General features: G+C 62.8%; 22 protein-coding genes and 1 pseudogene. 13 read left to right on the forward strand and 10 right to left on the reverse strand.

Features of this window, described 5'->3' with window-relative positions; all coding sequences use genetic code 11:
- Positions 1–630 precede the first annotated feature (630 nt).
- From AWB65_RS06965 to AWB65_RS06985, 5 genes are all read right to left on the reverse strand, one after another.
- On the reverse strand, positions 631–1,767 hold the full coding sequence (locus AWB65_RS06965) for a porin (RefSeq protein ID WP_087666441.1): 1,137 nt from the start codon (positions 1,765–1,767) through the stop codon (positions 631–633).
- Positions 1,768–1,959: 192 nt separating this feature from the next.
- The gene (locus AWB65_RS06970; protein ID WP_087666442.1) at positions 1,960–3,510 is read right to left on the reverse strand and encodes a purine-cytosine permease family protein; all 1,551 of its coding nucleotides are present in this window, start codon (positions 3,508–3,510) and stop codon (positions 1,960–1,962) included.
- A 158-nt stretch (positions 3,511–3,668) separates the two neighbouring features.
- On the reverse strand, positions 3,669–4,610 hold the full coding sequence (locus tag AWB65_RS06975; protein ID WP_087666443.1) for a LysR family transcriptional regulator: 942 nt from the start codon (positions 4,608–4,610) through the stop codon (positions 3,669–3,671).
- Between the two features lie 87 nt (positions 4,611–4,697).
- A complete protein-coding gene (locus AWB65_RS06980; protein ID WP_235007531.1) occupies positions 4,698–6,170 on the reverse strand; it encodes an NAD(P)/FAD-dependent oxidoreductase in 1,473 nt (490 codons plus the stop codon).
- Between the two features lie 128 nt (positions 6,171–6,298).
- Positions 6,299–6,646: a cupin domain-containing protein gene (locus AWB65_RS06985; RefSeq protein WP_087666444.1), complete on the reverse strand. Its 348-nt coding sequence runs from the start codon at positions 6,644–6,646 to the stop codon at positions 6,299–6,301.
- Between the two features lie 191 nt (positions 6,647–6,837).
- Between AWB65_RS06985 and AWB65_RS06990 the strand changes: the two genes are divergently transcribed.
- The 3 genes from AWB65_RS06990 (at position 6,838) to AWB65_RS07000 (ending at position 10,259) form a co-directional block, all read left to right on the forward strand.
- The gene (locus AWB65_RS06990) at positions 6,838–7,683 is read left to right on the forward strand and encodes a helix-turn-helix domain-containing protein (RefSeq protein WP_087666445.1); all 846 of its coding nucleotides are present in this window, start codon (positions 6,838–6,840) and stop codon (positions 7,681–7,683) included.
- Positions 7,684–7,794: 111 nt separating this feature from the next.
- On the forward strand, positions 7,795–8,766 hold the full coding sequence (speB, locus tag AWB65_RS06995; protein WP_087666446.1) for an agmatinase: 972 nt from the start codon (positions 7,795–7,797) through the stop codon (positions 8,764–8,766).
- Entirely contained in the window at positions 8,766–10,259 is a 1,494-nt protein-coding gene (locus AWB65_RS07000; protein ID WP_087666447.1) for an aldehyde dehydrogenase family protein, read from the forward strand. Before speB ends, AWB65_RS07000 begins: the two co-directional genes overlap by 1 nt.
- 62 nt (positions 10,260–10,321) lie before the next feature.
- Here AWB65_RS07000 and AWB65_RS07005 read toward each other — a convergent pair.
- A pseudogene (locus tag AWB65_RS07005) lies at positions 10,322–10,714 on the reverse strand (aminotransferase class III-fold pyridoxal phosphate-dependent enzyme); the annotation flags it as partial.
- Between the two features lie 227 nt (positions 10,715–10,941).
- Between AWB65_RS07005 and AWB65_RS07010 the strand changes: the two are divergent.
- Genes AWB65_RS07010 through AWB65_RS07020 form a run of 3 tightly spaced genes read left to right on the forward strand, consistent with a single transcriptional unit; the run spans position 10,942 to position 14,530 of the window.
- Positions 10,942–12,318, forward strand: a complete 1,377-nt coding sequence (locus AWB65_RS07010) for an MFS transporter (protein ID WP_087666566.1) — start codon at positions 10,942–10,944, stop codon at positions 12,316–12,318.
- The gene (locus AWB65_RS07015; RefSeq protein ID WP_087666448.1) at positions 12,315–13,334 is read left to right on the forward strand and encodes a 2-hydroxyacid dehydrogenase; all 1,020 of its coding nucleotides are present in this window, start codon (positions 12,315–12,317) and stop codon (positions 13,332–13,334) included. The genes AWB65_RS07010 and AWB65_RS07015 overlap by 4 nt, the downstream gene beginning before the upstream one ends.
- Positions 13,331–14,530, forward strand: a complete 1,200-nt coding sequence (locus tag AWB65_RS07020; RefSeq protein ID WP_087666449.1) for a mandelate racemase/muconate lactonizing enzyme family protein — start codon at positions 13,331–13,333, stop codon at positions 14,528–14,530. The genes AWB65_RS07015 and AWB65_RS07020 overlap by 4 nt, the downstream gene beginning before the upstream one ends.
- 6 nt (positions 14,531–14,536) lie before the next feature.
- Here AWB65_RS07020 and AWB65_RS07025 read toward each other — a convergent pair whose 3' ends face one another.
- The gene (locus tag AWB65_RS07025) at positions 14,537–15,247 is read right to left on the reverse strand and encodes a FadR/GntR family transcriptional regulator (protein ID WP_087666450.1); all 711 of its coding nucleotides are present in this window, start codon (positions 15,245–15,247) and stop codon (positions 14,537–14,539) included.
- Positions 15,248–15,364: 117 nt separating this feature from the next.
- Positions 15,365–16,516, reverse strand: a complete 1,152-nt coding sequence (locus tag AWB65_RS07030; protein WP_087666451.1) for a citrate synthase family protein — start codon at positions 16,514–16,516, stop codon at positions 15,365–15,367.
- 186 nt (positions 16,517–16,702) lie between these two features.
- On the opposite strand from AWB65_RS07030, the gene AWB65_RS07035 reads away from it, so the two are divergent.
- Both AWB65_RS07035 and AWB65_RS07040 read left to right on the forward strand, forming a co-directional pair.
- A complete protein-coding gene (locus AWB65_RS07035) occupies positions 16,703–18,061 on the forward strand; it encodes an MFS transporter (RefSeq protein ID WP_087666452.1) in 1,359 nt (452 codons plus the stop codon).
- Positions 18,062–18,106: 45 nt separating this feature from the next.
- Positions 18,107–19,087, forward strand: coding sequence for a 2-hydroxyacid dehydrogenase (locus AWB65_RS07040; protein ID WP_087666453.1), 981 nt, complete (start codon positions 18,107–18,109; stop codon positions 19,085–19,087).
- A gap of 28 nt (positions 19,088–19,115) precedes the next feature.
- On the opposite strand, the gene AWB65_RS07045 is transcribed toward AWB65_RS07040, so the two are convergent.
- The gene (locus AWB65_RS07045; RefSeq protein WP_087666454.1) at positions 19,116–19,994 is read right to left on the reverse strand and encodes an NmrA family NAD(P)-binding protein; all 879 of its coding nucleotides are present in this window, start codon (positions 19,992–19,994) and stop codon (positions 19,116–19,118) included.
- A 115-nt stretch (positions 19,995–20,109) separates the two neighbouring features.
- Here AWB65_RS07045 and AWB65_RS07050 point away from each other — a divergent pair, with 115 nt between their 5' ends.
- From AWB65_RS07050 to AWB65_RS07070, 5 genes are all read left to right on the forward strand, one after another.
- A complete protein-coding gene (locus tag AWB65_RS07050) occupies positions 20,110–20,988 on the forward strand; it encodes a LysR family transcriptional regulator (protein ID WP_087666455.1) in 879 nt (292 codons plus the stop codon).
- A 241-nt stretch (positions 20,989–21,229) separates the two neighbouring features.
- Positions 21,230–21,949, forward strand: coding sequence for a FadR/GntR family transcriptional regulator (locus AWB65_RS07055; RefSeq protein ID WP_087666456.1), 720 nt, complete (start codon positions 21,230–21,232; stop codon positions 21,947–21,949).
- Between the two features lie 100 nt (positions 21,950–22,049).
- On the forward strand, positions 22,050–22,817 hold the full coding sequence (locus tag AWB65_RS07060) for an SDR family oxidoreductase (protein WP_087666457.1): 768 nt from the start codon (positions 22,050–22,052) through the stop codon (positions 22,815–22,817).
- Between the two features lie 74 nt (positions 22,818–22,891).
- A complete protein-coding gene (locus AWB65_RS07065) occupies positions 22,892–24,184 on the forward strand; it encodes an MFS transporter (RefSeq protein ID WP_087666458.1) in 1,293 nt (430 codons plus the stop codon).
- A gap of 74 nt (positions 24,185–24,258) precedes the next feature.
- Entirely contained in the window at positions 24,259–25,506 is a 1,248-nt protein-coding gene (locus tag AWB65_RS07070) for an enolase C-terminal domain-like protein (protein ID WP_087666459.1), read from the forward strand.
- A gap of 36 nt (positions 25,507–25,542) precedes the next feature.
- On the opposite strand, the gene AWB65_RS07075 is transcribed toward AWB65_RS07070, so the two are convergent.
- Positions 25,543–26,445, reverse strand: coding sequence for a LysR family transcriptional regulator (locus AWB65_RS07075; RefSeq protein ID WP_087666460.1), 903 nt, complete (start codon positions 26,443–26,445; stop codon positions 25,543–25,545).
- Positions 26,446–26,505 lie beyond the last annotated feature (60 nt).

Genomic DNA, 26,505 nt, shown 5'->3' on the forward strand with positions numbered 1-26,505 from the left:
TTTTCACGTCGGGATCGGGCGTTCAAGGGTAACACCCGAAAACGCGATGTTCGGGCCCGCGGAGTGCTACAGAATGCTCACCCGAACAAGGAGGAGCACACGATGTCCACCATTCCGCAGAACGAACCCGGCACCGATGTCACCGATATACCCGCCACGCCCGACCGCCCCGTCGACAAGCCAAGCGACGCGCCCGACGACGATCAGGCGGCGTAATCCGCGTACTCGGGCTGTCGAGGAACGCACGGATGCGCATCACGTCCACGAGCTTGCGGCGGTCGTGCTGCCAACGAAGCCTCCGGCACCGGGGAACTGACGTTCAGATAGCTTATGCGGTGTGAAAGCGGACATAACTAACGAGCCCAAAGGGGGTGCGGCGGATAAGTTGACCTACCTCCTGGCAGGCCAACTTATCCGCCGCACCCCCGAACACGACATTAGGATATAGCCCCCACATCAAAATGTTCGCTAATTTGTGTTATGTAAACTAATATTTATCGAGACGACGGCAGCGTTCGCGCCGCTTGCCCCGGCGTCCACATCTGCGTCGTTCTCACCGCCGACCCAAGTCGTCCGTGCCCGAAAGTCCGCACAGCCTATTCCCGACGACCCTGCGAACCTTCGCGGCAATCAGAACGAATGCGTCATCCCGATCCGCGCCACCATCTGATGCGAATTCGACGACGGGCTTGCCGCGCCGGGAATGAACGCCGTATCGAGCGGCGTGCCCGTATTGCCGCCACTGGCCTTCTGATAGACCAGTTGCGTATATACGCTGGTGCGCTTCGACAAGAGGTATTGAGCCATCGCGCCGACCTGGTTCCAGTGCATCGCACTGTCGGCACCGCCCTGCTTCAGATGGGCCGTCGTATACGTGTACATGCCGGCAACGGTCAGGTCCGCTAGAACGTCATATTTCACGTTGAATTCGATGTTGTCGAAACGCAAGCTGGCGTTGTTCACCCCGAGATCACCGAGATAGACCGACGAAACCGGCTGCTGCACGTTCACATGGGTATAGACAAGTCCGAGCGTCGCCGGTCCGGCGCCATAACTCGCGCCGAGGCCGTAAATCTTCTGACCGGCCGCGACGAAGTTCGCGTCATCAGAGGCCACGGCACCCGTCGACGTCGCGCCGGGATTCGACAGGTTCTCATACACGGCGCCAATCGTGAACGTCGCATACCTGTACTTCAGGCCCGCGCTGACCATTCGATTACCCGCGAACGACCCAGCCTGATTGCTGAATCCATACAGCGCAGTGGCCGAAAAGCCGCCGTAATCGTTGCTCGTGAACTTGACCGAGTTGCTCGGACGAAACGTCGCGTCGGTATTGTCGTTATCGAGGGGATGCGAGAACAGATAGCCACCCCAGTAACCGTTCGCCGTCATCAACCCGATGACATCGGTTATCGAGTCGAACTGGCGTCCGAACGTGAGCGTCCCGAGCGTATCGGATTGCAGTCCGACATATGATTGATATCCGAACATTCGACCGTTGTAGTAGGAAGCGCCGTTGTCCAGCATGAAGCCGCTTTCCAGGTCGAAGATCGCTTGCAGTCCGTCACCGAGATCTTCGTTGCCCTTCAAACCCCAGCGGCTCGTCACCATATCGACACTCGACATCTGCCACGCCTTGTGCCCGCCAGCATTGCTCGTCAGATTGAGACCTTCATCCAGTACGCCGAACAGCGTGGCACTGCTTTGCGCTTGCGCGGCGGCGGACGCGAATAGCAGTGCCACCGCCAGAACCATTTTCGAATTCATGCAGCTTGTCTCCAACCTTTTAATAACGCAGGCGAATCAGGGTTTTATTTGAGTTCATGTGTTTCTCGAGCGCGTGCAGCGCCCTGCCTCCGCGGCAGTTTGCGGAAACGTCAATGCAGAAAAGGATGTTTCGAGCGCGAAGATCGCCCAGCGGAGCGCAGAACCCGCGCTCCCGGTTTGAAGCCTGCGTCGTTACTCGGCCTGTTCGCGGTTACCCACGAGATCGCGCACGCGCGGCGTCACGGGCACGTGCGCGGTAACGTGCGAACGCTTGTGGGATGCACCCACGAGGCGGCGTCCTTGCGGACCATAAACGGAGTCGGGTTCGGGAAAGAGCCACAGCATCGCCAGATACAGCACACCGCCCACGGCGAACGACACCGGCACACTGAGATCGCAACCGTCCGCGAGCGCGCCAAGCGGCCCCACGAACTGTCCCGGCAGATTTACAAATGCAAGGCCGATAAACGCAGCCGGCAACCAGGCACCCATCGCGCGCCAGTTCCAGCCATTGGTGAACCAGTAGTGGCCGCCGCGTCCGCCGCGGTTGAACACTTGCAGATCGTCGGCGAGATAGAAGCCACCACGCTGCACGAAGCCGATCACCATGATCGCCATCCACGGGCAGCTAAAGGTACAGATGAGCGTCGAGAACGTCGCCACGCTTTCTACGAGGTTGAACGCGAAGCGCCCGACGAAAATGAAGCCGATCGCCAACGTGCCGATCAGCATCGTCGCGCGCACGCGGTTGAGGAGTTTCGGAAACATGCTCGACATGTCGAGGCCCGTGCCGTAGAGCGCGGTCGTGCCCGTCGACATACCGCCGATGATCGCAATGAGGCACATCGGCAAGAGAAACCAGCGCGGCGACACCGCGAGCAGACCGCCAACGTAGTCGTTCGAGCTGATGAAGCTGGGCGCCTGCGTGGCGATGATCGTCGCGGTCGCGAGGCCGAACAAGAACGGCACGAACGTCGCGATCTGCGCGGCGAACACGGCGCCCATCACGCGATGGCGCGGCGTGGATTGCGGGATGTAACGCGCCCAGTCGCCGAGCGTCGAAGCGAACGAAACTGGATTGCTGAGCGCCACCAGCATCGCGCCGATGAACGCGGCCCAGAATCCCGCACTGCCATGATGAAGCGTGCCTGCGTAGTGCACGTCGAAGGCCTTCGCGAACGCGAACGCGCCGAGCATGAACATGAGGCTCGCCGCCCACACCGCGATCTTGTTCACCCACAGCATGAAGCGGAATCCGTAGATGCACACGATCAGCACGAGCACGGCGAACACCATGTATGCCGAGCCGAGCGTCCACCCGTTGACGGGCAGGCCCGCCATGCTATGCGCGCCGCCCACGAGCGCGTCACCGGAACTCCATACCGCGAGCGAGAAGAACGCGACCGAGGTCAACACCGCGAGAAACGATCCGACGATACGGCCATGAATGCCGAAGTGCGCGCCCGAAGAGACGGGGTCGCTCGTCCCGTTGCGCGGACCGAACAGGCTCATCGGCGCGAGGATGCAGGTCCCCGCGAGCACGCCGATGATGATCGCCCACATGCTTGCTTCGAACGAGAGTCCCACCAGAACCGGAAAGCTGCCGAGCACCGAAGTCGAAAACGTGTTGCAGCCGCCGAACAGCAGGCGGAACAGATCGATGGGCCGCGCGTATCGCGAAGCGTCAGGAATGCGCTCGAAACCGAATGTCTCGATTTGCGTGATGCTCGTGTTGTCAGCCATGTTGTCTCGCTCCATATTAGGCGTCGTCCGGCGATTCGCTTGCAGCACGTTTGCCGGCCGGCGCAGTCTTTATTGGCGGTGATTTTCCAGCACTTGAATGGGCGCCATATTGCGTTTTCAAAACGTTCACAACGGGTGCCGTCAATGTTCGGCGGCAGTCACATCTCGACTACAGGTTCGGGCTGATTCGTGCAGACGTCACGCGTGCCATAGACACCGAGAAGGTCTTCGCAGAAGGCCCGGATGATCGGTTTGTCGCTCATGCCGCGCTTCATCGCGAGGTGAAGCGGCACGTCGAAGCCGAACGTGTTGCGCCCCAGCACGCGGATCAGGCCGCGCTGCTCGAACGGTTCAGCGAAATGCGCGGGCAGATAGCCGACATGGCTGCCGGAAAGGATCAGCACGGAGGCTGCGTCGATGCTGTCCGCAATCGCCGTCACCCGCCTCTCGCCGATGCTTGCGAGTTCTTCGGGCACGGGATAGCTGCGCCAGATCCAGTCGTGCGCGCGTAAATCGTCGAGCGTGACGTTGGGGCTCTCGTGAAAGAGCGGATGACCCCGTCCACAACAAATCACCTGCCGCTCGCTGAAGAGCTTGCTGTACGACAATCCCGCAACGCGATGCCAGAAGTAACCAATCGCGAGATCGAGTTGATGATTAACGAGGCTTTCCTCCAGTTCCTGCGGCGATGCCACGTGCATCGCGAAGCGCACGGCCTGATCGCGCTTGCGAAACGCGCCGATGGCTTCCGCGAGCCGCGCGTTCTCGAAATGCGACGCCTGGCCGATCAAACCGATCGACAGCGTGCCCACGAGCTTGCGGTCGATATCGCGCACCTGTGCGACGAACTGCGATGCAGCAGCGACAAGTGCGCGCGCCGACGCCACGAAACGCTCGCCCTTCGACGTGAGCCGAAAACCGCCTCGCCCGCGTTCGCAGAGCGTGAAGCCCATGCGCGTCTCCAACGCCGCAAGCTGTGAGCTGATGGTCGACTGGCGCACGCCGAGCGTCGCTTCGGCGGCTGTGATGCCGCGCGCGTCGACCACCGCGAGAAAGACACGCACCAGGCGCAGGTCGAGATCGGAGGTATTGGAAAACATGCCGTTACGTCGCGCTGGGGGCGCGTCGCGATGCAACCCGAAGCGCGGACGCTTCCGGATGCGTGTCGCGGCACGCCGCGTTGTGGATTACATCGGAAAGCCCATCGCCTTGATGCCCTTGATCCACGCGCGCTTCCAGCCGCCTTCGGCATCGGCGCCGTCGAACGCGTGGAAGGTCACCTTCGCAGCCAGCCATCGCACCGGCTCGGGCGGAATGTACGTTGGGCTTTGATTGGCGATGTCGAGCGCGCGCTCGGGGCTTTCGCGGTCGAACAGGATGTTCAGACCCATGAACGCGCCGAAGCGGCTCGCGGCCACGCCGAAACCCGTGTAGCCCGCAACGAACACCGCCTTGTCACCGAGATAGCGCTTCGCGAACACCGACCCGCGTGAGCAGTAGTCGATCGGGCCACCCCACGCGTGCGAAAAGCGCACATCGCTCAATTGCGGAAAGGTCTTGTAGAACGCTTCCGCGAGACGGTAGTACGTGTCACGCTGCTGGTCTCGCTGCGGATTGGGATCGCCGTCGAAGTGATAGCTCACGAGGCCGCCGAAGATAATGTTGTTGTTCTTCGTGAGGCGGAAATAATTGAGCTGCGTGCGCGTGTCGTAGATGCCCTGACGCTGCTTCCAGCCGATGCGCGACAGTTGTTCGTCGGTGAGCGGCTCGGTCGCGAGCACGTGATCGCGCACCTGCAAAACGCGCCGGTTGATGTCGGGGATACCGACTTTCGCGGTCCCGCTGCCGAACAGAACGCGCGTCGCGCGCACGCTGCCCTCGGGCGTTTTCACGAAGACGGTCGACCCTTGGTCGCTCACGCTCGTCAGCGGGCTGTGTTCGTAGAGCCGCACGCCGAGCGCGAGTGCCGCACGCTTGAGACCCCAGGCGAGCTTGGCCGGGTGCACGATGCCACTGCGGTTGCGCGACCAGAGCGCCCCTTCGAACAGCGGCGAATCGAGTTGCTCGCGCGTAGCCGCGGCGTCGAGCAGCACGACGTCGTGGCCGTAAGACTTGTGCAGATCGTAATCGGCGCGCAGTTGATCGATGTGATCGGGTTCGACGGCCACCGTCATCTCGCCGTTCCATTCGATGTCGGCATCGATGCCATAGCGCTTGAGCGTCGCCTCGAAACCATCGAGATTGCGCTGGCCGAACTCTTCCAGCTCCGCAATATCGTTCGGGAACACCCGCACGGCGTTGGGCAAGCCGTGCATCACCGAAGTCGAGATGATGCCGCCCGCGCGTCCCGATGCGCCATGCGCGACCCGGCCCGCTTCGATCAGCACGACATCGAGTTCAGGCATCTGTTCCTTCGCCTGCACGGCGGCCCACAAACCGGTAAATCCTCCGCCGACGATCAGCAGGTCTGCGCGCGTGTCGCTCGCGAGCGCCGGTTCAGCGGGCGGTTCAGCGGAATTGTCGAGCCAGTAGGGAGAGAGCTTGGTGCGAGCGAGCGCTTCTTCGACACTCAGTTCGACGGATGCGCGGCGCGTCCCGCGCGACGGGCTGGGCGTGCGCGCGGCCACGTCTGCTTCGAGAAATTGGGCGCTTTCATTCATGATGGGCCTCCTCTTCGGGCGCTGTGCAGACACCGGCGCTCGACATGCAATGCGCGAAGGTGCTCATGATGGATTTCATTGCTTGAAAGGACGGCGCCGCGTGCGGGCAGCGGCGCTGCCTGCAACGTTTATTTCTGCGGTTCGAGCACGATGTAGAACTTCTTCGCGTCCTCGATGGTTTCCCAGCGGCCTGCAAAGCCGGCCGGCAGAAGATAGCCTTGCCCCGCTGTGAATTCGCGGCGACCGCCGTTCACGTCGGTCAGCGCGATCTTGCCTTCGACGAGCCATACCGCTTCGTCAGCGGTCGTCGCGGGAAATTCGACCGCACCGACCTTGCCTTCCCACCAGCCGACCACGTAATTGCCGCTTTGTCCCTCGGCGGCGCGCCAGTCGCTTTCATCCATGCCGTAGTCCAGCTTGGTGAACTGCCCAATGCCTTCGCCCAGCGGCGCGATGTCCTGAATCAGCTTGCTCATGTGCTTCCCTGGTTTTAATTGAATCGGTGCACCAAAGTTACCGGCTCAAGGGGCCCCGGTATGCCCCCCCGCAGGGGGGACAAAGAGCGTTTAGCCGTTTGCGGGTAAATACCTATACCGTTGAAAACCCCGTCTGGCGGGGGATGTGGCGCATGGTCTAAAATGAGAGCGCCTTTTCTTTGGGGCGCGCCATGCTGCTCAACGTACCCCCGCTCAATCGCAATCAAGCCGAGTTTCCGCTCTCGTTCAAGACGCTCGGCGATGTCATCGAAGCTGTCGGCACGCCCGATTTCGTGCCGCGCCTCACGCTGCTTCTCAATGAAGTCGTGCCGCTCAACGTCGTGCACATCGAGCGCTCGCGCGTCGACCGCAGCAAGCCCACGGGCTTCCGCTGCGAGTGGATCGGCAGCAGCGGCGTAGGAATGGACACGGGCGTCATTTCCGAAGTCATGACGCTCTACTACGACCGCTTCTACGATAGCGATCCGCTTTTCGCGGGCATTCGTGGCAAGATCGGCACGCTGCTCGTGGTGCGCGACATCGGCGCGATACCGCCCGGCGAATTTCGCCAGCGCCTTTTCGACGAAGCGCTGATCGCGCACGAATGTGTGCTCGCGCGCGGCACGCCTCACGCGCAGGATTCCATCGCGCTCGAACGCTCGCTCGATGCGCCGCCGTTCTCACTCGCCGAAATGAACCGCTTTCGCAACGTGAGCGATTTCCTGTTTCCGCTGCTGGAATTGCACGCATCGATGAGCGCCGCGAAGCGCGTGGCGCATCCCACGTCGTTCCTGCATCCGCTCGCGCAATTCGACGCGCGTATCGCCGCCGATCAGGTGCTGTTGTCGAAGCGCGAATACGAAATCTGCACGCATCTCATCACGGGCCGCACGGTGCCCGAAGCCGCGGAGATCATCGGCGTGCGGGTCGGCACGGCGGAGTCGTATGTGAAGCGCGCGTTCGCGAAGCTCGGTGTACGCACCAAGCGCGACCTGATCGCGTGGGGTCAGGTTTGCCCCCGTCCGCCGACCCTCTGAGGGCCCGTTCACATAGAACGGTCTCGATGTAAACATTTCCACTTCGTGATTCGCGCGCCAGTGCGCTCGCCTAACATCGCCCCGTCCACATAACGATGACGGGAGACTGCCATGCAGCGCCAACTGAACCAGCCGCTCGGCGGCAATGACATGCCGCGATTCGGCGGCATCGCGACGATGATGCGTCTGCCCCAGGCGAGCAGCACCGAGGGCCTCGATGCGTGTTTCGTCGGCGTGCCGCTCGATATCGGCACCTCGAACCGCTCGGGCGCGCGCTTCGGGCCGCGCCAGATCCGCTCGGAATCGGTGCTGCTGCGCCCCTACAACATGGCAACGCGCGCCGCGCCGTTCGATTCGCTGCAAGTGGCCGACATCGGCGACGTCGCCACCAATCCCTTTGATCTGAAGGACTCGATCGGCCTGATCGAATCGGCTTACGATGCGATCGTCGCGAACGGTTGCCGGCCGATCACGCTCGGCGGCGACCACACGATCGCCTGGCCGATCCTGCGCGCGTTGCATAAGAAATACGGCAGGGTTGCCGTCGTGCACGTCGATGCCCACGCCGACGTCAACGACACGATGTTCGGCCAGAAGATCGCGCACGGCACGCCGTTTCGCCGCGCGGTGGAAGACGGTCTGCTTCAGTGCGACAAGGTCACGCAAATCGGCCTGCGTGGCACGGGCTACCACGCCGACGACTTCGACTGGTGCCGCAAACAAGGCTTCACCGTCGTGCAAGCCGAAGCGTGCTGGAACAAGTCGCTCGCGCCGCTGATGGAAGAAGTCCGCGCGCGAGTAGGCGACGCGCCCGTGTATCTGAGCTTCGATATCGACGGACTCGACCCCGCGTTCGCACCGGGCACCGGCACACCCGAAGTGGGCGGCCTGACCGTACAGCAAGGCCTGGAAATCGTGCGCGGCATGCGCGGTCTGAACATCGTAGGCGCGGATCTCGTCGAGGTCTCGCCGCCTTACGATCAAGTCGGGACGACGGCGCTCGTCGGCGCAAATCTCGCGTTCGAGATGCTCTGCGTGATGCCAGGCGTCAAGTATCGTCAAAGCCCATGCAAGGAAAAATGATGGCCACTCAATTCGAGCAACGTCCCGAAGACGGCTCAGTCATGCTGCCGGCCGCGACGATCGCGGGCACGCGCTACGGTGCGTCGAACCGCGAAGCCGGCAACGCAATCCACAATGCATCGACGGGCGAAATTATCGGCTGGCAGGAACACGCCGATGCCGCGCAAGTCGACGCCGCCGTGCGTGCCGTGCGTGCCGCGCGGGCCGCGCTCGATGCATGGCGTAGCCGCACGCCGGAATCGCGGGGCAACGTGCTGCGCAAAATAGCCGAATCGATCGCAGCGGACCGCGCGCGTTTGTCCGCGATGCAGCAAAGGGTAAGCGGCAAGCCCGCGCTCGAAGCCGACACCGACGTGAGCGACGCCATCGCCACGTTCCACTACTACGCGGACCTGTGCGCGGACACTTCGCTGTTCGCCGCCGACACGCTCGCATTGCCCGACGACACCGTGACGGGCGAGCGCCAGTACGAAGCGGTCGGCGTGGCCGCGCTGATCGTGCCGTGGAATTTCCCGATGGTCACGACCGCGTGGAAGATCGCTCCGGCGCTTGCGGCGGGATGCACCGTGGTGCTGAAACCGTCCGAATTCACCTCGCCGGTCGAGCATCTTCTCGCGGAGATCATGACGGCGGCGGGTGTGCCCGACGGCGTCGTGAACCTCGTGAACGGCGGAGGCGAAGTGGGCGCGCTGCTCGTGGCGCATCCGCTCGTCGACAAGATCTCGTTCACGGGCAGCACGGCCGTGGGGCGCAAGGTCATGCAGGCCGCGGCGCAGGACATGAAGCGCGTCACGCTCGAACTCGGCGGCAAATCCGCGCTGATCGTGCGCGCCGACGCGGACATCGAACACGCGGTCGCGCTCGCGGTAGGCGGCGCATTCACTAACGCCGGGCAGATGTGTTCGGCAACCTCGCGCGTCATCGTGCATGACGATGTCTATCGCAAGTTCATGGCCATCTTCGAAGCGGCAGTGCGCGCGCTCGTGATCGCGCCGCCTCAGACAGAAAACGTCTCGATGGGCCCGCTCGTTTCCCTTGCACAGCGCGCGCGTGTGCAGGCGCTGCTCGAACAAGGCCTCGCCGACGGCGCGACCATCGCGTTCAGCGGTGCGCTCGACAATGCCTGCGCGCAAGGTTTTTTCATGGCGCCCGTCGTAGTCGCCGAACCGAATACGGCTAACGTGTTGTGGACCGACGAAGTGTTCGGGCCGGTCGCGTGCGTGAAGTCATTTCGAACGGACGACGAAGCCATCGCGCTTGCCAACGACACGCGTTACGGACTCGTGGCAACGGTCGTGACCCGTGACGACGGCGCTGCACGCCGCTATCGCAACGCGCTGCGAGCGGGCCTCGTGTGGATCAACACGCCGCAGTTGATCTTCCCGCAGGTGAGTTGGGGCGGACTCGGCTTGAGCGGAATCGGACGCGAACTCGGTCTTGCCGGATTGCGCAGTTATCAGGAATTGCGCCACTGCATCGTGTCACGCGGATAAAGTCGATGTGACAAGGCCCGCCTTGCATGCGGGCCTTGTCATTGCGAGCGAAGTTTGAAACGTTATGGCGCCACCGCCTTCCCGATCACCTGATTCGCCACCTCATCGACCGCCTGACGGACGATGCCGACGATCTCGTCCACTTCCGCGCGCGTCGTGACGAGCGGCTGCGCGAAGCCGACGATATCGCCGTGCGGCATCGCGCGCGCGATCACGCCGCGTTCGAGCACCGCCGCCGACACCTTCGGCCCCACCTTCAGCGGGGCATCGAAAGGCTTGCGGCCGTCCTTGTCCGCCATGAATTCGAGCGCCGCGAGCATACCCGCGCCGCGCACTTCGCCCACGAGCGGATGCGTGTCGAACGCCGCGTGTAGTTGCATCTGCAAGTAACCGCCGACCTCAGCCGCGTTCTGCGTGAGGTTCTCGCGCTCGAGGATATCGAGATTCGCGAGCGCCCTCCCGCGCCTCCACCTGTCACTCGATCCGCTCTCGGGGTAAACCAAAGTAGTCGTATTACATTACTACCAGTAGACTTGCTGCTAATCGGGCTGGTTCAACGCCAACCCGATTTTCTCAGTCAAAAGTAATCGTATTACATGACTAAATTCGCAGGTTCCGCTCTCATTGCAGGAGACGAGACATGAACGAGAAAACGATCGACGCGGGCTATGTTGCACGCTCGATGAGCGCGACGATCGCGCCGACCCGAGCGCGCTACGGCATCATGGTCATGCTGTTTTTCATGACCGCGATGAACTACGCCGACCGCGCGACGCTGTCGATCACCGGCAGCGCGATCAAGGCGCAGTTCGGGGTGTCGTCGGTGACGCTCGGCTATATGTTCTCCGCCTTCGCCTGGACCTACGTCCTAGCGCAGTTGCCCGGCGGCAGCCTGCTCGACCGCTTCGGCTCGAAGCGCACGTACGCGGTCAGCATCTTCCTGTGGTCGTGCCTCACCTTCACAATGGGCACGCTCGCCGGCTTGCCCGCTGCGCTCGCGATCGCATCGATGTTCGGTCTGCGCGTCTTGATCGGGATCGCCGAGGCGCCGGTGTTTCCAGCCAACAGCCGCATCGTCGCGACGTGGTTTCCCGCGAGCGAACGCGGCTTCACGGCGGCGGCGTTCACGTCGTCGGCGTACTTTGCGACCGTCGCGTTCGCGCCGCTGATGGGCTGGATCACGCATTCGTATGGCTGGCAGTACGTGTATTTCGTGATGGGCCTGCTCGGTGTGACACTGGTTGCGATCTGGATGCGCGTGATGTTCCCGCCGCGCCAGCATCCGCGCATCAACGAGGCGGAGCTCGCCTACATCCGCGATGGCGGCGCGCTCATCGACCTGGACGAACCGCGCGGCACCGCTGGCTCGTCCGCATCGGTCAAGCCGCGCGGCGACACGCGCTCTAAGCTCAAGCAGATCCTCTCGAACCGCATGATGCTCGGCATCCTGATCGGCCAGTATTGCGTGACGACGCTCACCTATTTCTTCCTCACCTGGTTCCCGATCTACCTCGTGCAGGAACGGCACATGTCGATCCTGAAGACGGGCCTCGTCGCGTCGATTCCCGCCATCGCCGGGTTCTGCGGCGGCATGCTCGGCGGCTATGTCTCCGATCGTCTGCTGAAGAAATACGGCATGTCGCTGACGGCCGCCCGCAAGATCCCGCTCGTGTCGGGCATGGTGCTCTCGATGACGATGGTCCTTTGCAACTACGTCGGCTCGGAGGTCGCGGTAGTCGCGCTGATGGCGCTGGCGTTCTTCGGCAAGGGCTTCGGCGCGCTCGGCTGGGCCGTGATGGCCGACGTCATTCCGAAGCAGGCCACCGGCCTCTGTGGCTCGCTCTTCAACGGCATCGGCAACGTGGCCGGCATCGTCACGCCTATCGCGATCGGCTACCTGATCCAGGGGACCGGATCGTTCGCGGCCGCGCTCGTCTACGTGGCAGCGCACGCGTTCGGCGCGATCTTCTGCTACCTCGTCGTAGTCGGCCCGATTCGCCGGCTGGAACTGCGCGAGGACACTCATTCAAACGCATCGACCGAAGGAGCATCGAAGTGAAAATAGTCATGATTGGAGAGGCCGCGACGCACAGCGACGAGATCGCCGTCGTGCTCGACGAGCCCGCTGAATTCCTGAAGCTGCCGGTCGCCGCCGCCGACGACGCCAGTTACGACGCGCAGATCGAAGGCGCCGACGTGCTCGTCGCGATGCGCCTGCAACGGCCCGCGGGGGCGGCACCGGAAGTGGACCTGCTGCATGTGCCGGGTGCTGGATTGGACCGCATCGCCTTCGATGCGCTACGCGAACCGACCGTCGTCTGCAATGCGTTCGAGCATGAGATCCCGATTGCGGAATACGTCGCGCTGTCGATGCTCACGCACGAGATTCGCCTGGGCGAGCTTCAGGCGTCGTTTGATACCGAGCGCTGGTCCGATTCGTATCGCGCCCGCGTGCCGCATGGCGAACTGTACGGCAAGACGCTCGGCGTGATCGGTTTCGGTCGTATCGGGCAATGCATCGCGTCGCGAGCGCGCGCGTTCGGCATGCGCGTGATCGCCATCGACAATCGCGCGCGGCCGGACAAGCCCGCCCTGCCCGCCGACCGCCTGCTCGCGCCGGCGCAGATCGACGAGCTGTATCCGCTATGCGACTACATCGCGATCGCCTGCCCGCTCAACGATGCCACGCGCGGCCTGATCGACGCCCGCGCGCTCGGTCTGATGAAGCGCGATGCGGTGCTGATCAACGTGTCGCGCGCGCCCATCGTTGACGAAGACGCGCTCTACGAGGCGCTCGTCACGCGGCATCTCGGTGCGGCGTTTCTCGATGTGTGGTATCGATATCCGATCGCCGCCGACGACGTCGTGCCGCCCGCGCGCCACCGCTTCGAAGCGCTGCCAAATGCGATCTGCACGCCGCATTCCGCCGCATGGACGCGTGGCCTTTTCGAGCGCCGCTATGCGTTCATTGGCGAAAACATCAACCGCCTGCGCCGCGGCGAGGCATTGCAGAACGTCGTTCATGGCGATGCCGATGCGCTTCGCGAACGTCTTGCAACCGGGACACGAGCATGAAGATCACCGCCATCGAAACGACGCGGCTCACCGCGCTGCCCAATCTCTTCTGGATCGAAATTCATACCGACGAGGGCATCGTCGGGCTCGGCGAAACCTTTCGCGGCGCCGAGGCGGTCGAGGCCTACGTGCACAGCGTCGCCGCACCGATGCTGCTCAACCGCGACCCGCTGCGCATCGAGGCGCACAGCAAACAACTGCTGCGCGGCTATCTCGGCTTCAACGGCTCGGGCGTGGAGACGCGCGCGGCATCCGCCATCGATATCGCGCTGTGGGACATCTTCGGCCAAGCGATGTCGCAGCCGATCCACCAGTTGCTCGGCGGTCTGTGCCACGAGAAGATGCGCGCGTACAACACGTGCGCCGGCACGTCGTTCAACACGGGCGGCGAAGGACGGCGCACGATCGGCAAGGGCGACACGCGCGTGACCGAACGCTACGACGATCAGGTCGCCTTTGTCGAATGCGCTGATGAGCTTGCGCAAAGCCTGATCGAAGAAGGCTTCACCGCGATGAAGATCTGGCCGTTCGATGTCTTCGCGCCAGCAAGCGGCGGCCAGATGATCACGTCATCCGAAATCCGGCGCGGGCTGGAGCCGTTCGAGAAGATCCGCAGTGCGGTCGGCGACAAGATCGAGGTGATGTGCGAACTGCATTCGCTCTGGAACGGACCGGCGGCGCTCGCCATCGCCCGCGAGTTGCGCGAGTACCGGCCGTTCTGGGTCGAGGATCCGATCAAGATGGACGGCATGCAGACGCTCGCGGATTTCAGGAAGCTCTCCGGCGTGCCCGTCTGCGGCAGCGAAACGCTTGCGACGCGCAGCACGTTCCGCGATCTGCTCGCAGCGGACGCGGTCGATTACGTGATGCTCGATCTCTCGTGGTGCGGCGGTATCAGCGAGGCGCGCAAGATCGGGACACTGGCGGAGGCATATCAGAAGCCCATCGCGCCGCACGATTGCACGGGGCCGGTCGTGTTGATGGCGTCGTTGCATCTCGGGCTCGCGTCGCCGAACGCAATTTTTCAGGAGGTCGTGCGCGCTTACCTGAACGGGTTCTATCGCGAGCTCGTCACGCAGTTGCCAGTGATCGAGAACGGCTGGCTGCTGCCGCCGACGGAACCCGGCCTCGGAATGTCCTTGAGTGAAGCAATGAAGAAGCGTCCCGACTGCGCGACGCGCATCAGCAAGCGCTGAAACGCCCTACTTCTCGTTGCCGCCCCGGTAACGCTGCGCCGCGACGAGGAAGTGCGTGCGCATATTTTCGCGGGCGGCGGTGGCGTCGCCCGCGATGATCGCCTTTTCGATCGCGACGTGAACCTTGTCGACGAGTTTCGCGTAAGCCCTGTCCTCGCTTTCGTCGTTGCCGTGCAACTGCGTGCGCGGCAACATCGCGACGTTGCTCAGATAGTTGAGGAAGTCGGGGAAGTAAGGATTGTTCGAAGCCTGGGCAATCGACATGTGAAACGCCGCATCGGCTTCGACGCCGGGACGTCCCGCCTTCAGCTCCGCCGACATCGCGGCGCGCGCGGCGCTGATCGACTTCGCCTGGTCGTCTGTGCGCCGTTGTGCGGCAAGACCCGCGCATTCCACTTCGATGCCCGCGCGAAATTCCAGCAGATCGAGTGCGCGCGGCAAGGCTGCGAGATCTTCAGGGCGAATGTGGAACGGCCGCTGCGGCGGCAATTCCGCGACGAATACGCCGGCGCCGCGCCGGCTCGTCAGCAGACCCTGAGCGCGCAATGCCGCGACTGCCTCGCGCAGCACCGTGCGGCTCACGCTCAGCGATTCGATCAGTTCGTGCTCGGGCGGCAATTTCGCGCCCGCGGCGAGATGCCCTTCGCGGATCATTTTTTCGATCTGGCTCGCGACGTCGGCGGTCAGCGTGCGAGCGGGCAGGACAGGCGAGAACATGGCGCGGCCAAGGTCGGAGGGTGGCGGGGAGTGTTACTGATTGTATCGGATCGCATCCGGTCCCGTTAGCCCGAACCGCGCCTCGTCCACGACGAAGCCGCCGACAAGAAAGCAACTTCAGCGCTCGACATCCTTGACCTCGGCAATCGCGGGGCCGATGTAATGCGCTCTGGGGCGCAAGAGAGAGCCGCTCTGAAACTGTTCGATGGAGTGGGCCATCCAGCCGACGCTCCGGCCGATCGCAAATAGCGAATAAGCTGCCCCGTCGGGCAAATGGCAGTGTTCCGCCAGGCAAGCCAGTGCTACATCGATCGCTGGCTTCTGCCCTGTCAGACTTTCGACGTGCGCAATCAGTGCGCGTGACTGCTCGGAGGGCTCGAAGGCCTGGAAGAGCGCCTGCGCTCGCGGGTCGCCTTGCGGATAGAGCGGGTGTCCAAAGCCCGGCAGCGCCGCGCCGCTTGCCGTCCAGCGTTGTACCGCGGTCTCGATGCCCGACTGTTTCACATCGTCAAGAAGAGCCCGCACCCGCACGTTGGCGTTGCCATGCAAAAGTCCGGACAACGTCGCCAGACCTGAAAGCATGCAGGCGCCGAGCGACGCCCCCGTCGACGCCGTCACGCGTGCGGCAAACGCCGAACTGGTCAGTTCCTGATCAGCAAGCATCGCCAGCACCCGACGCAACAGGTCCGCATGCATCTCCGCGTTCCAGGCACGAGCGATTCTCAAGTGAAGTGCATCCGCTTCCGCTGGCAAGTCGATCAAGCCGCTTGCTAAGCGACCGATCAACACCGCCGCCTCCTGACACATGTCGTGCATCGGGAGCCCGTGTGCCGACCTCCCTTCTGCTGCGGCGCGCCCAATTGCAGCATAGGCGCGTGCCTGGGAAGCATCGACGCCATGATCGGGCGCGAAGGATGGAAAGTGCGGCAGCGCAGACGAGTCCCACAAAAGCTGTGCGACCGCTTCCAGCGATGCATGGCCGGCGAGCCGGATTGCGTCCGCGCCACGGTAATACAGCCGTTCCCGGACGACCGTCGAGATTTGCGTGCTGACGATGGGTTCACCCCACGCCATCGTGCTCGCGGCAATGGACTTGCGCGCGCGTCTTAGCTTGCGTTTGCTGAGTAACGCCGCGATGTCCGCTTCCCTATAGAGCTTGCGGTTCGAATGAGCCGGGTCTCCTCGAACTTCGATTTGTCCGCGGCTGACATAGGCATACAGCGTCTGCTGGCGCACACCCAAGGCCTCACAGGCTTCTTCCTGGGTCATCCAGTTCTTCACATTGATTATCTCAATCAAGATTGACCGTGATGGGTGGGGTGGGTCTAATGCAAAACATAAACCGCCCCTGACAAGAGCCACGCGGAAATGTCCGGACGACAGCAGCGCCGCTTGCTGCATCGGTCGCGACTCTCTGCCCTTGCAAGCCATTCAGGGACATTAAAGGAGACATCGATGGCGTCAGAACGTACCACGCAGTATATAGCGACCGCTTCAAATCAGACGACCCGTACGCGATATACGGTTCTCGCAATGATCCTGTTGCTGGCTACCGTGGCCTACGCCGATCGCGCCATTCTCTCTATCGCCGGACCCGGAATTTCGAAGGAATTCGGCCTGAACCACGTGCAGCTCGGCTATGTACTTTCGGCCTTCAGCTGGGCCTACGTAGTGGGGCAAATTCCTGGCGGCTTGCTGCTCGATCGTCTCGGCACGAAGATGATCTACGGTTCGACGCTTGTCCTGTGGTCGGTCGCGACTATCCTCGTCGGCTTTATCGGTAATTTCACGTCGGACGTCTCCGTTGCCCTCGGCCTGCTCTTTGCGCTGCGCTTCGCGCTTGGCCTGATCGAAGCACCGAGCTTCCCGGCCAACAGCCGCGTCGCCGTCATGTGGTTCCCGAAACAGGAGCGTGGTCTTGCCACGTCGCTGTTTGCATCGGCATCGTACTTTGCAGTCGCGATATTCTCTCCGTTCGCCGGCTGGCTCGTCGCGAAGTTCGGCTGGCCCGCCCCGTTCTTCGCATTGGGCGTGATCGGTATCGCAGCGGCAGGCGCGTGGGCCGTCATGATGCATGAGCCGCGCAACCATCCTCGTGTGTCGAAGGGCGAACTCGACCACATCATCGCTGGCGGCGCGATGGTCGACATCGATTCCAAGCGGGAGTTGCTGGCCCGTCCGAAGCTGTCGCGGGGCTTGGCGCGCATGCTGCTCGGCAACCGGATGCTGTGGTGCGCCTATATCGGTCAATACTGCACCATTGCGTTGAGCTACTTCTTCATCACCTGGTTTCCAATCTACCTTGTCCAGGCGCGTGGCATGAACGTCATGCAGGCAGGCTTCGCGACGATGATCCCGGCCATTTCGGGCTTCCTCGGCGGCATCGCTGGCGGCGCCATCTCGGACTGGCTCATTCGCCGCGGATGGAGCGTCTCATGGGCTCGCAAGACGCCGTATATCGTCGGGATGTCGGTGGGCTGCAGCCTCGTCCTGTCGGCCTTCGCCGAGAGCAACACGGTAGTCGTGCTTTTGATGGCACTGGCTTTCTTCGGCAAGGGGGCCGCTGCGGGCGCCGGCACGTGGGCCATCGTCAGCGATACGGCTCCGCGCGAAGCAGTCGGTCTCGCGGGTGCGATTTTCAATTGCGTGGGCAATATCGGCGGTATCGTGACGCCGATCGCCTTCGGATACATCGTTCAGGCGACGGGCGCCTACACCGTCGGGCTCTACTTCGTTGCCGCGCATTGCCTGGTCGCGGCCGTGATCTATCTCTTCTTCATGGGAAAGATCGAACGCGTGAAGATGAGCGCGTGAGCCGTCCTGCCTTCAATCGATTCCAACTCATGCAAACCACTGGAAATGCTTAAACCGATCATCCTGAATGCGGCCGAATTGCCTGAACGCACGAATGCGGAGCTCAAGGAACTTTTCACGGTCCTCGATCTGCCAAAGAAACCCGCAGCCGCATCCGCGTTTCTCAAAGAACATGGGCGTGAGATTCGTGGCATCGCATTGCGCAAAACGAAAATCGACGCAGCATTCCTCGACGCCGTTCCCGCTCTCGAGATCATTTCCAGCTATAGCGCCGGCCTCGACAACGTGGACGTCGAGGCAACCAGGGCGCGAGCGATCAGGATCGAGACGACTTCGCATATCCTCGCCGAGGATGTGGCGAATGCGGCGCTCGGACTCGCGCTCGCCGTGACCCGTGACTTCGTGAATGCCGACGCCTTCGTTCGCGCCGGACGCTGGCCGGAAGAGAAACACTACCGGCTTGGCCGCTCCATCTCACGAATGAAGATCGGCATTGTCGGACTCGGTGCGATCGGCTCGGCGATCGCCAAACGATTGCAGGCGCTTGGGTCGGGCATTGCGTATTTCGGTCCAACCCGCAAGCCGATCGACCTCCCTTATTACGACGACGTGGTCCGGCTGGCGCAAGACAGCGACATGCTGATTCTGACCTGCCCTCTTTCACCTGCAACCCATCATCTGGTCGATGCCGCCGTCATCGATGCGCTCGGTCCTCGCGGGTACATCGTGAATATTTCGCGCGGTCCCGTGATCGATGAGACGGCACTGATCGCTGCCCTGGCCGCCGACAGGATCGCCGGCGCCGCTTTAGATGTGTTCGAACATGAGCCAGCAGTTCCTGAAGCACTGATCCGGGATCGCAGACTCGTGCTGACACCGCATATCGGCTCGGCGACCGAGGAAACGCGCCTGCGCATGGCAGACAATGTCGTCGATACGTTAGCGAGTCATTTCGGTCTTGCAGGACCGCGCGACACGATGAAGCCCAGGCAGAAGACCGAAAGTATCGTCGCGAGCATTAGCTGACGAAAAACGAGGACGCGCGTCCTGAGCGTCACGCATCAGCCCACGTCGCAGCCGTGGCGACGGCAAAGTCCCGGTAGGATCTCGGCTGCCGTCCGAGCAGCGTCGCCACGCGTTCGATTTCCGCTGTCGAAGCGACCGCGCCGTCCTGCTGGTATCGCCCCATCATGAGGCGCATGTCGTAGGCGAGCCACGCGGGTCCGACCACCTTGAGGCGCTGTTCGAGCACGTCGAGATCGTCGCCGCCATAGCGGATCGGACGTCCCAGCGCCTCGGCCCAGATCGATGCCACATTCTCCGCATCGATCGCGTCGGGGCCGACGAGTTCGTATGTCTCGCGCGGCAACGGGCTCGCGGCACGCTCGCGGCGCAGAAGTTCGCGCGCGGCAGCGTCGCCGATATCACGGACATCGACCATGGAAATGCCTTTCGCACCAATCGGCATTCCGTAGACGCCGTGCGTCAGCAGCGACTCTTTCTGGCGAACGTCGTTCTGGATGAAATACGCGGGACGCAGCACCGTCGCCGGCACGTCCAGCCGCTCGATCATTCGTTCGACCGTGTATTTACCGGTGAAGTGCGGCACGTCGACATAGTCGGCGCCCTTGAACACCGACAGATAAACGACGCCCTTCACGCCGGCTTCCCGCGCGACGCTCAAGGTCTGCAGTGCCTGCGTCAGTTCATCGGCGGCATTGGGGGCGAGCAGGAACAACGTGCTGACGCCGCGCATCGCTTGCCGCACCGCGTCGACGTCTGATAGATCGCCCTTGATCGCGGTGACATCAGCAGGAAATTGAGCCTTCTCTGGTGAACGGGTCAGCGCCCGCATTTCCGCGCCCGTACCGCCCAGTTGCTCGAGAATCTGCTTGCCGATCACGCCCGTACTGCCGGTTACGAGAATTGCCATAACGAACTCCTTGAAGTGGATGAGCCGGGTCGGCCCGTAAGAGAGACGATAGTCGTTCCGTGGCATGGACGAAAGTGCCAGAATCGATACATCTCGTCTCGCCTCCGGAACGATCATGGATTTGACGTCACTCTCCGACTTCAACGCGGTCGCACTCTACGGTGGTTTCGGACCGGCCAGTCGCGCACTCGATCGACCCAAAGCCACGCTGTCGCGGCGCGTGGCCGAACTCGAGGAATCCCTGGGCGTGAGGCTGATCGAGCGTGGCTCGCGCACCTTGCGTCTGACAGAAGAGGGACGCGTCCTCCATGAGCGCACGCAAGGCCTCATGGCGGAGATTCAGGAGGCAGGCACGGCGATAGCGTCGCGCGGCCCGATTCCGCGTGGGCGGTTGCGCATCAGTGCGCCTGTCGTTTTCGCGCACGTGGTGCTGGGCAAGATCGCCGCGCGCTTTGCGTTGGCTTATCCGCAGGTCGAACTCGAGGTCATCGCGGAAGATCGTATCGTCGATCCGGTGGAGGACGGCTACGACCTCGTGATTCGTATCGATCCGCCGCAGGACGAACAGCTCGTGGGACGGCGCATCCTCGGTGACGAACGCCTGATCGTCGCGGCTCCAACGATGTCGATACCGATGGCGTCAGGTTCTGACGCAGACGGGTTGCCGGTGCCGGCCGTCGTGCGGGCTGCGACACCATCTGGCGCGATCTGGAACATGCAGACCGCAGACGGCGGTTCGAGGGTGCTCAGGCCGATACCGGTATTGCGTTTCTCATCCTTGATGATGGTGCGCGACGCGGTGCTGCAGGGGGTGGGCGCGGCGGTCTTGCCCAAACTGCTGGTCGAGCACGACGTATCGGCGGGACGACTCGTTTGCTGGGGGACGGCGGCTGGCGCACCGGTGGAAATCTGGGCGCTCTACCACTCACGGCGTCTCTTGAGCGCGAAGGTCCGCGAGTTCATGAACATGCTGCAGGATTTGCCGCGGCCGTAGCGGGCGCCTGCAAAGCGAGCCAGCAACGCTTACCTTTCTTCGCGTCAACAGAGCCATCCGTGCGGTGTCGCGAGTCCCGCTTATCACTCGTCGCCGGGACTTGCGCCCGCCGTAACCCCGCCCTTGCGTCTCCAGTCGAAGCCCGGCCCCAATCCCATCGCTTCGGGTCTTCCCGGATTGTGCGAAAAAACGCGTACGTCTATCTTTCTACATCATACGTATGACCTAGAGAGATAAATCGATGGCAACCTTGCACCGGCAGGTTCTGAACCAGATGGGCGAGCAAATCTGCTCCGGCAAATTCGCGCCGGGAGATATTCTGCCCGCCGAACCCGTTCTCGCCGAACAAATGCAGGTCAGCCGCATCACGATCCGCGAGACGATGAAATCCCTCTCCGCCAAAGGCATGCTCGAAGTACGCCGCCGCTACGGCACGATCGTGCTCCCCCGCTCGCAGTGGCAACTGTTCGATCCGGACGTGATCACGTGGCGCGCACGAGCGGGAACGCTCGACCCCGGCCTTATCGAGGATCTGATGGAGTTGCGCCTGATCATCGAGCCGAATGCCGCCAAGCTCGCCGCCAAGCGCGCCACGGACGATGACCGCAAGGCCGTGCGGCGCGCTTACAAGGCGATGGAACGAGCCGTCGCGGGCCACGGCGAATACGTGCCCGCCGACCTCGCCTTCCACGGCGCAATCCTCACCGCCTGCCACAACCAGTTCGTGCAGCAGATGCAAAACGCCTTGTCGGCAATCCTGCGCACGAGCTTCGAACTCAGCTCGGAAATCGCGGGCGGGCCGGCTCGTTCGCTGCCGATGCACGAAGCGCTTTGCATCGCGATCGAGCAAGGCGACCCGGACGCCGCGGAACAAGCGGTCCTCACGCTCATTCGGCGCGCCGAGAAGGACTTCGAGGATCGGGCCGCGCTGAACAACACCGTCAACGAGAAGCCCGCCTGACGTCTTAAGCACCGCAACCCACACACACATTCATCGCGACCGGCAAGCCGGCCGCGAGGGGCGCACTCGCGCCTCGTCTCAACACCCGAAAGGAAAACGCATGACATCGTTATTCGATCTGAGTGGCCGCACAGCGCTCGTTACGGGCTCCGCAAGAGGCATCGGCTTCGCGCTCGCCGAAGGGCTTGCCACCGCGGGCGCAAACGTGATCCTGAATGGCACGCGCGCCGAAACCGTTGCCGAAGCGGCGGACCGTCTCGAAAGCAAAGGCTTCAAGGCGCAAGGCCGCGCCTTCGACGTCACCGACGAAGCCGCCGTTGCCGACGCATTCGCGCAATGGGACAAGGACGGCGTGCAGGTCGACATCGTTATCAACAACGCGGGCATCCAGTTTCGCAAGCCGCTCGTCGAACTCGAACTCGCCGACTGGCAGCGCGTGATCGACACGAACCTGACGAGCGCGTTCATCGTCGGGAGAGAGGCGGCGCGCCGCATGATCGCGCGCGGCACGGGCGGCAAGATCATCAACATCGGCTCGCTGACGAGCGAAAGCGCCCGCGCGACGGTCGGTGCCTACACGGCGGCGAAGGGGGGCATCAAGATGCTGACCCGCGCGATGAGCGCCGAGTGGGCGTCGTCGAATATTCAGGCGAACGCGATCGGCCCGGGCTACATCCTCACCGACATGAACCAGGCGCTGGTCGACAACGCCGCCTTCGATGCGTGGGTCAAGAGCAGCAATCCCTCGCAACGCTGGGGCAAGCCGGAAGAGCTCGTCGGCACAGCGGTGTACCTGTCGTCGCAGGCATCGAGCTATGTGAACGGCCAGATCATTTACGTGGACGGCGGCTGGCTCGCCGTGCTCTGAACCCAGGACTTCGCGGGAACAAGAAGAACAGCCCGCGCCTAACCCATCGCTTGCAGTAACGATCCGGAGACATCATGGAAAGCGTCAAACCTGTGGCACCTCAAAGATGGTGGTATCTGATGCCCATCATCTTCATTACCTATAGCCTCGCCTACCTCGACCGCGCGAACTACGGCTTTGCCGCTGCCGCCGGGATCGACAAGGATCTCGGCATCACGCACGGCATGTCGTCGCTGATCGGCTCGCTGTTCTTTCTCGGCTATTGCCTGTTCCAGGTGCCTGGCGCGATCTACGCGCAGCGCAACAGCGTGAAGAAGCTGATCTTCTTCAGCCTGATCCTGTGGGGACTGTGCGCGGCGGCGACCGGCATGGTCAGCAACATTCCGATGCTGATGGTGCTGCGCTTCATGCTCGGCGTGGTGGAAGCGGCCGTGATGCCATCGATGCTGATGTACATCAGCCGCTGGTTCACGCGCACCGAACGCTCGCGTGCCAACACGTTCCTGATTCTCGGCAATCCGGTGACGGTGCTGTGGATGTCGGTCGTGTCGGGCTATCTGGTGCACAGCTTCGGCTGGCGCGAGATGTTCGTCATCGAAGGGCTGCCGGCGATCGCCTGGGCCATCGTCTGGTGGTTCACGGTCAAGGACCGCCCCGCCGATGCGCCGTGGATGAGCGAAGCCGAAAAGACCGAACTCGCCGCGCGCCTCAAGGCCGAGCAGGCGCACATCGCACCGGTACGCGACTACAAGACCGCGTTTCGTTCGTCGATCGTACTCAAGTTCTGTGCCATCCACGCGTTGTGGAGCATCGGCGTGTACGGCTTCATCATGTGGCTGCCGTCGATCCTGAAGCAGGCGTCCACTATCGACATCGTGTCGGTCGGCTGGCTCGCCGCCGTGCCATATCTCGGCGCGATCATCCTGATGCTGCTCGCCTCGTGGCTCTCCGACAAGACGCGCAACCGCAAGCTCTTCGTCTGGCCGCTGCTGCTCATCGGGACCATTGCGTTCGTGGGCTCGTATCTGCTCGGCAGCACGCACTTCTGGCTCTCGTTCGCGCTGCTGGTCATCGCCGGTGCGTCGATGTATGCGCCTTACGGACCGTTCTTTGCACTCGTGCCCGAATTGATTCCGAGCAACGTGCTGGGCGGCGCGATCGGCCTCATTAATGCGTGCGGCGCACTGGGCGCGTTTTGCGGATCGTGGGTCGTCGGGTATCTGAACGGCGCGACGGGCAGCCCTGCCGCTTCGTACATGTTCATGGCAGGCGCCCTGCTGCTCTCGGTCATCCTGATGATCACCGTCCCCGCGCGTTCGGACGAGCGTGCAAAGCGCGATGCGCCGCTCGCCGTGGGCCGCACGTAAGCGCGCATGACACATATGAATCCTGGGCGCTCGTGCGCGGCACGCGCAACGCGCCCGATCCTGGCGGACACGAAATGGCAACCCTGATTACCGATGTAAAGGTCATCCTGACCGCGCCGGAAGGCATCAACCTGATCGTCGTGAAGGTGGAGACGAATCAGGCCGGTCTCTATGGCCTCGGATGCGCGACGTTTGCTTACCGGCATGTCGCGGTCAAATGTCTGATCGAAGAGTATCTGCGGCCGCTCCTGATCGGCCGCGACGCTGAAGCGATCGAAGAACTCTGGCAGTTGATGCATCAGAACGCTTATTGGCGCAATGGACCGATCGAGAACAACGCGATCTCCGGCATCGACATGGCGTTGTGGGACATCAAGGGCAAGACGGCGAACATGCCGCTATATCAGCTCTTCGGCGGCAAGTGCCGCGAAGGCGTGCCGATCTATCGTCATGCGGATGGCCGCGATCTCAGCGAATTGTGCGAGAACATCCAGCGATATCGCGAGCAGGGCATCACGCATATCCGCTGCCAAAGGGGCGGCTACGGCGGCGGTGGCTTCGGCAAGGCGCCGTCGGGCGCACCACAAGGCGCACCCGACGGCGTGTATCTCGACAGCCGCAAGTACATGCGCGACACGCTCAAGCTGTTCGACGGGCTTCGCAGCAAAATAGGCTTCGACGTCGCGCTATGTCACGACGTGCATGAACGGTTGAAGCCTGTCGAGGCCATCAAGTTCGCGTGCGAGCTGGAACGGTACGACCTGTTCTTCCTCGAAGATGCCATCGCATTGGAAGAAGGCGAATGGATGCGGCAGCTCAGAGCAAAGACCACTACGCCTCTGGCTCAAGGCGAACTCTTCAACAATCCATCGGAATGGCGCTTTCTGATCACCGAACGTTTGATCGACTTCATACGCGTTCACTTGAGCCAGATCGGCGGAATCACGGCCGGGCGCAAGCTGCAGATTTTCGCGGAGCAATTCGGCGTCAGGACCGCGTGGCACGGGCCCGGCGACATGTCGCCGCTCGCGCACGCCGCGAACATTCATATCGATCTCGCGTCGCGCAATTTCGGCGTGCAGGAATGGTCGGGTACCGAGCCGCCCAACTTCGTGATCCAGGAACTCAAAGGGCCAAGAGCCGCGTTGCTCGATGTGTTTCCCGGCTTGCCTGAGTTCAGGAACGGACACGTCTATGCCAACGGCAAGCCAGGGCTCGGCGTCGATATCGACGAAGCAGAAGCCGCGAAGTATCCGTGCGAAAACACCATTACGACGTGGACGCAGACACGCCTGAAGGACGGGACGCTGCAGACCCCCTAACCGTGCGGCCGCGTCTCGCAGGCAGCACTTGCGAACCTATCGCGCGTTGCGACGCGGCGCCGTCATCGTCAACTCGCTGACAAACGTTTCGACCGACGGATTGCGCGTATCCGCACGCCAGCAGACGACCATATCGATCGCCGTGTCCTTGTCCGCAAGCGGCCGGATGCACAGTCCGCTGCGCTGAATGTTCCGGATGCATTCGGGATAGATGCTGACGCCCGTGTTCGCCGCGACGAGGCCGATGATCCCGTCGCTGGTGGACGCTTCCTGCGCGATCGTCGGAGAAAATCCCGCGCGATGGCAGATGGAGAAGAAGTGATGGCGAAACGCTTCCCACGAATGCGGCGCGCCGAGCACGAAGCGCTCTTCAGCAAGGTCGGCAAGCCGCAGCGTCTTTCTCGCAGCAAGTGGATGAGCGGCGGGCAGCAGCGCCACCATCGGCTCGCGCCCGAAGACGCGCGTCTCGACGTTCGGCGCCGAAAACGGTCCGATCATGAACCCGACGTCGATGGTCGAATCGAGCATCGCTTCCTTCTGCACCGTGCTCGGCATGTGCACGAGATCGATGCTGATCGACGGAAACTTCTTGCCGAACGACTCGACGATACCGGGCAACGTGCCGTTGATCGCGAAGTCCATGTAGGCGATGCGCAGATGCCCGATGTTACCCGCCTCCGCGCGCCGGGCGAGCGTCACCGCCTGATCGATATGCGTGAGCGCGAGCTGGCAGTGCTCGGCGAACACGCGCCCCGCGTTGGTCAGTTCGACGCGTCGCGTCGTGCGCGCGAGGAGCGCCGCGCCCACCGACTCCTCGAGCGCCTTGATGATGCGGCTCAACGCCGGCTGCGTCATGTGCAGACGGTCGGCGGCTACGCTGAACTGCAGCGCCTCGGCGACCGCCAGGAAAGCCCGGATGTGATGAACGTCGATTCGCATGTGCCGCCGCCGTGTGCTCGTGAGTTAGCGTCGCCGGAATCGTTCCGTGCAGGTTCCGCG

This window comes from Caballeronia humi (genome assembly GCF_001544475.1).
GTDB lineage: Bacteria > Pseudomonadota > Gammaproteobacteria > Burkholderiales > Burkholderiaceae > Caballeronia > Caballeronia humi.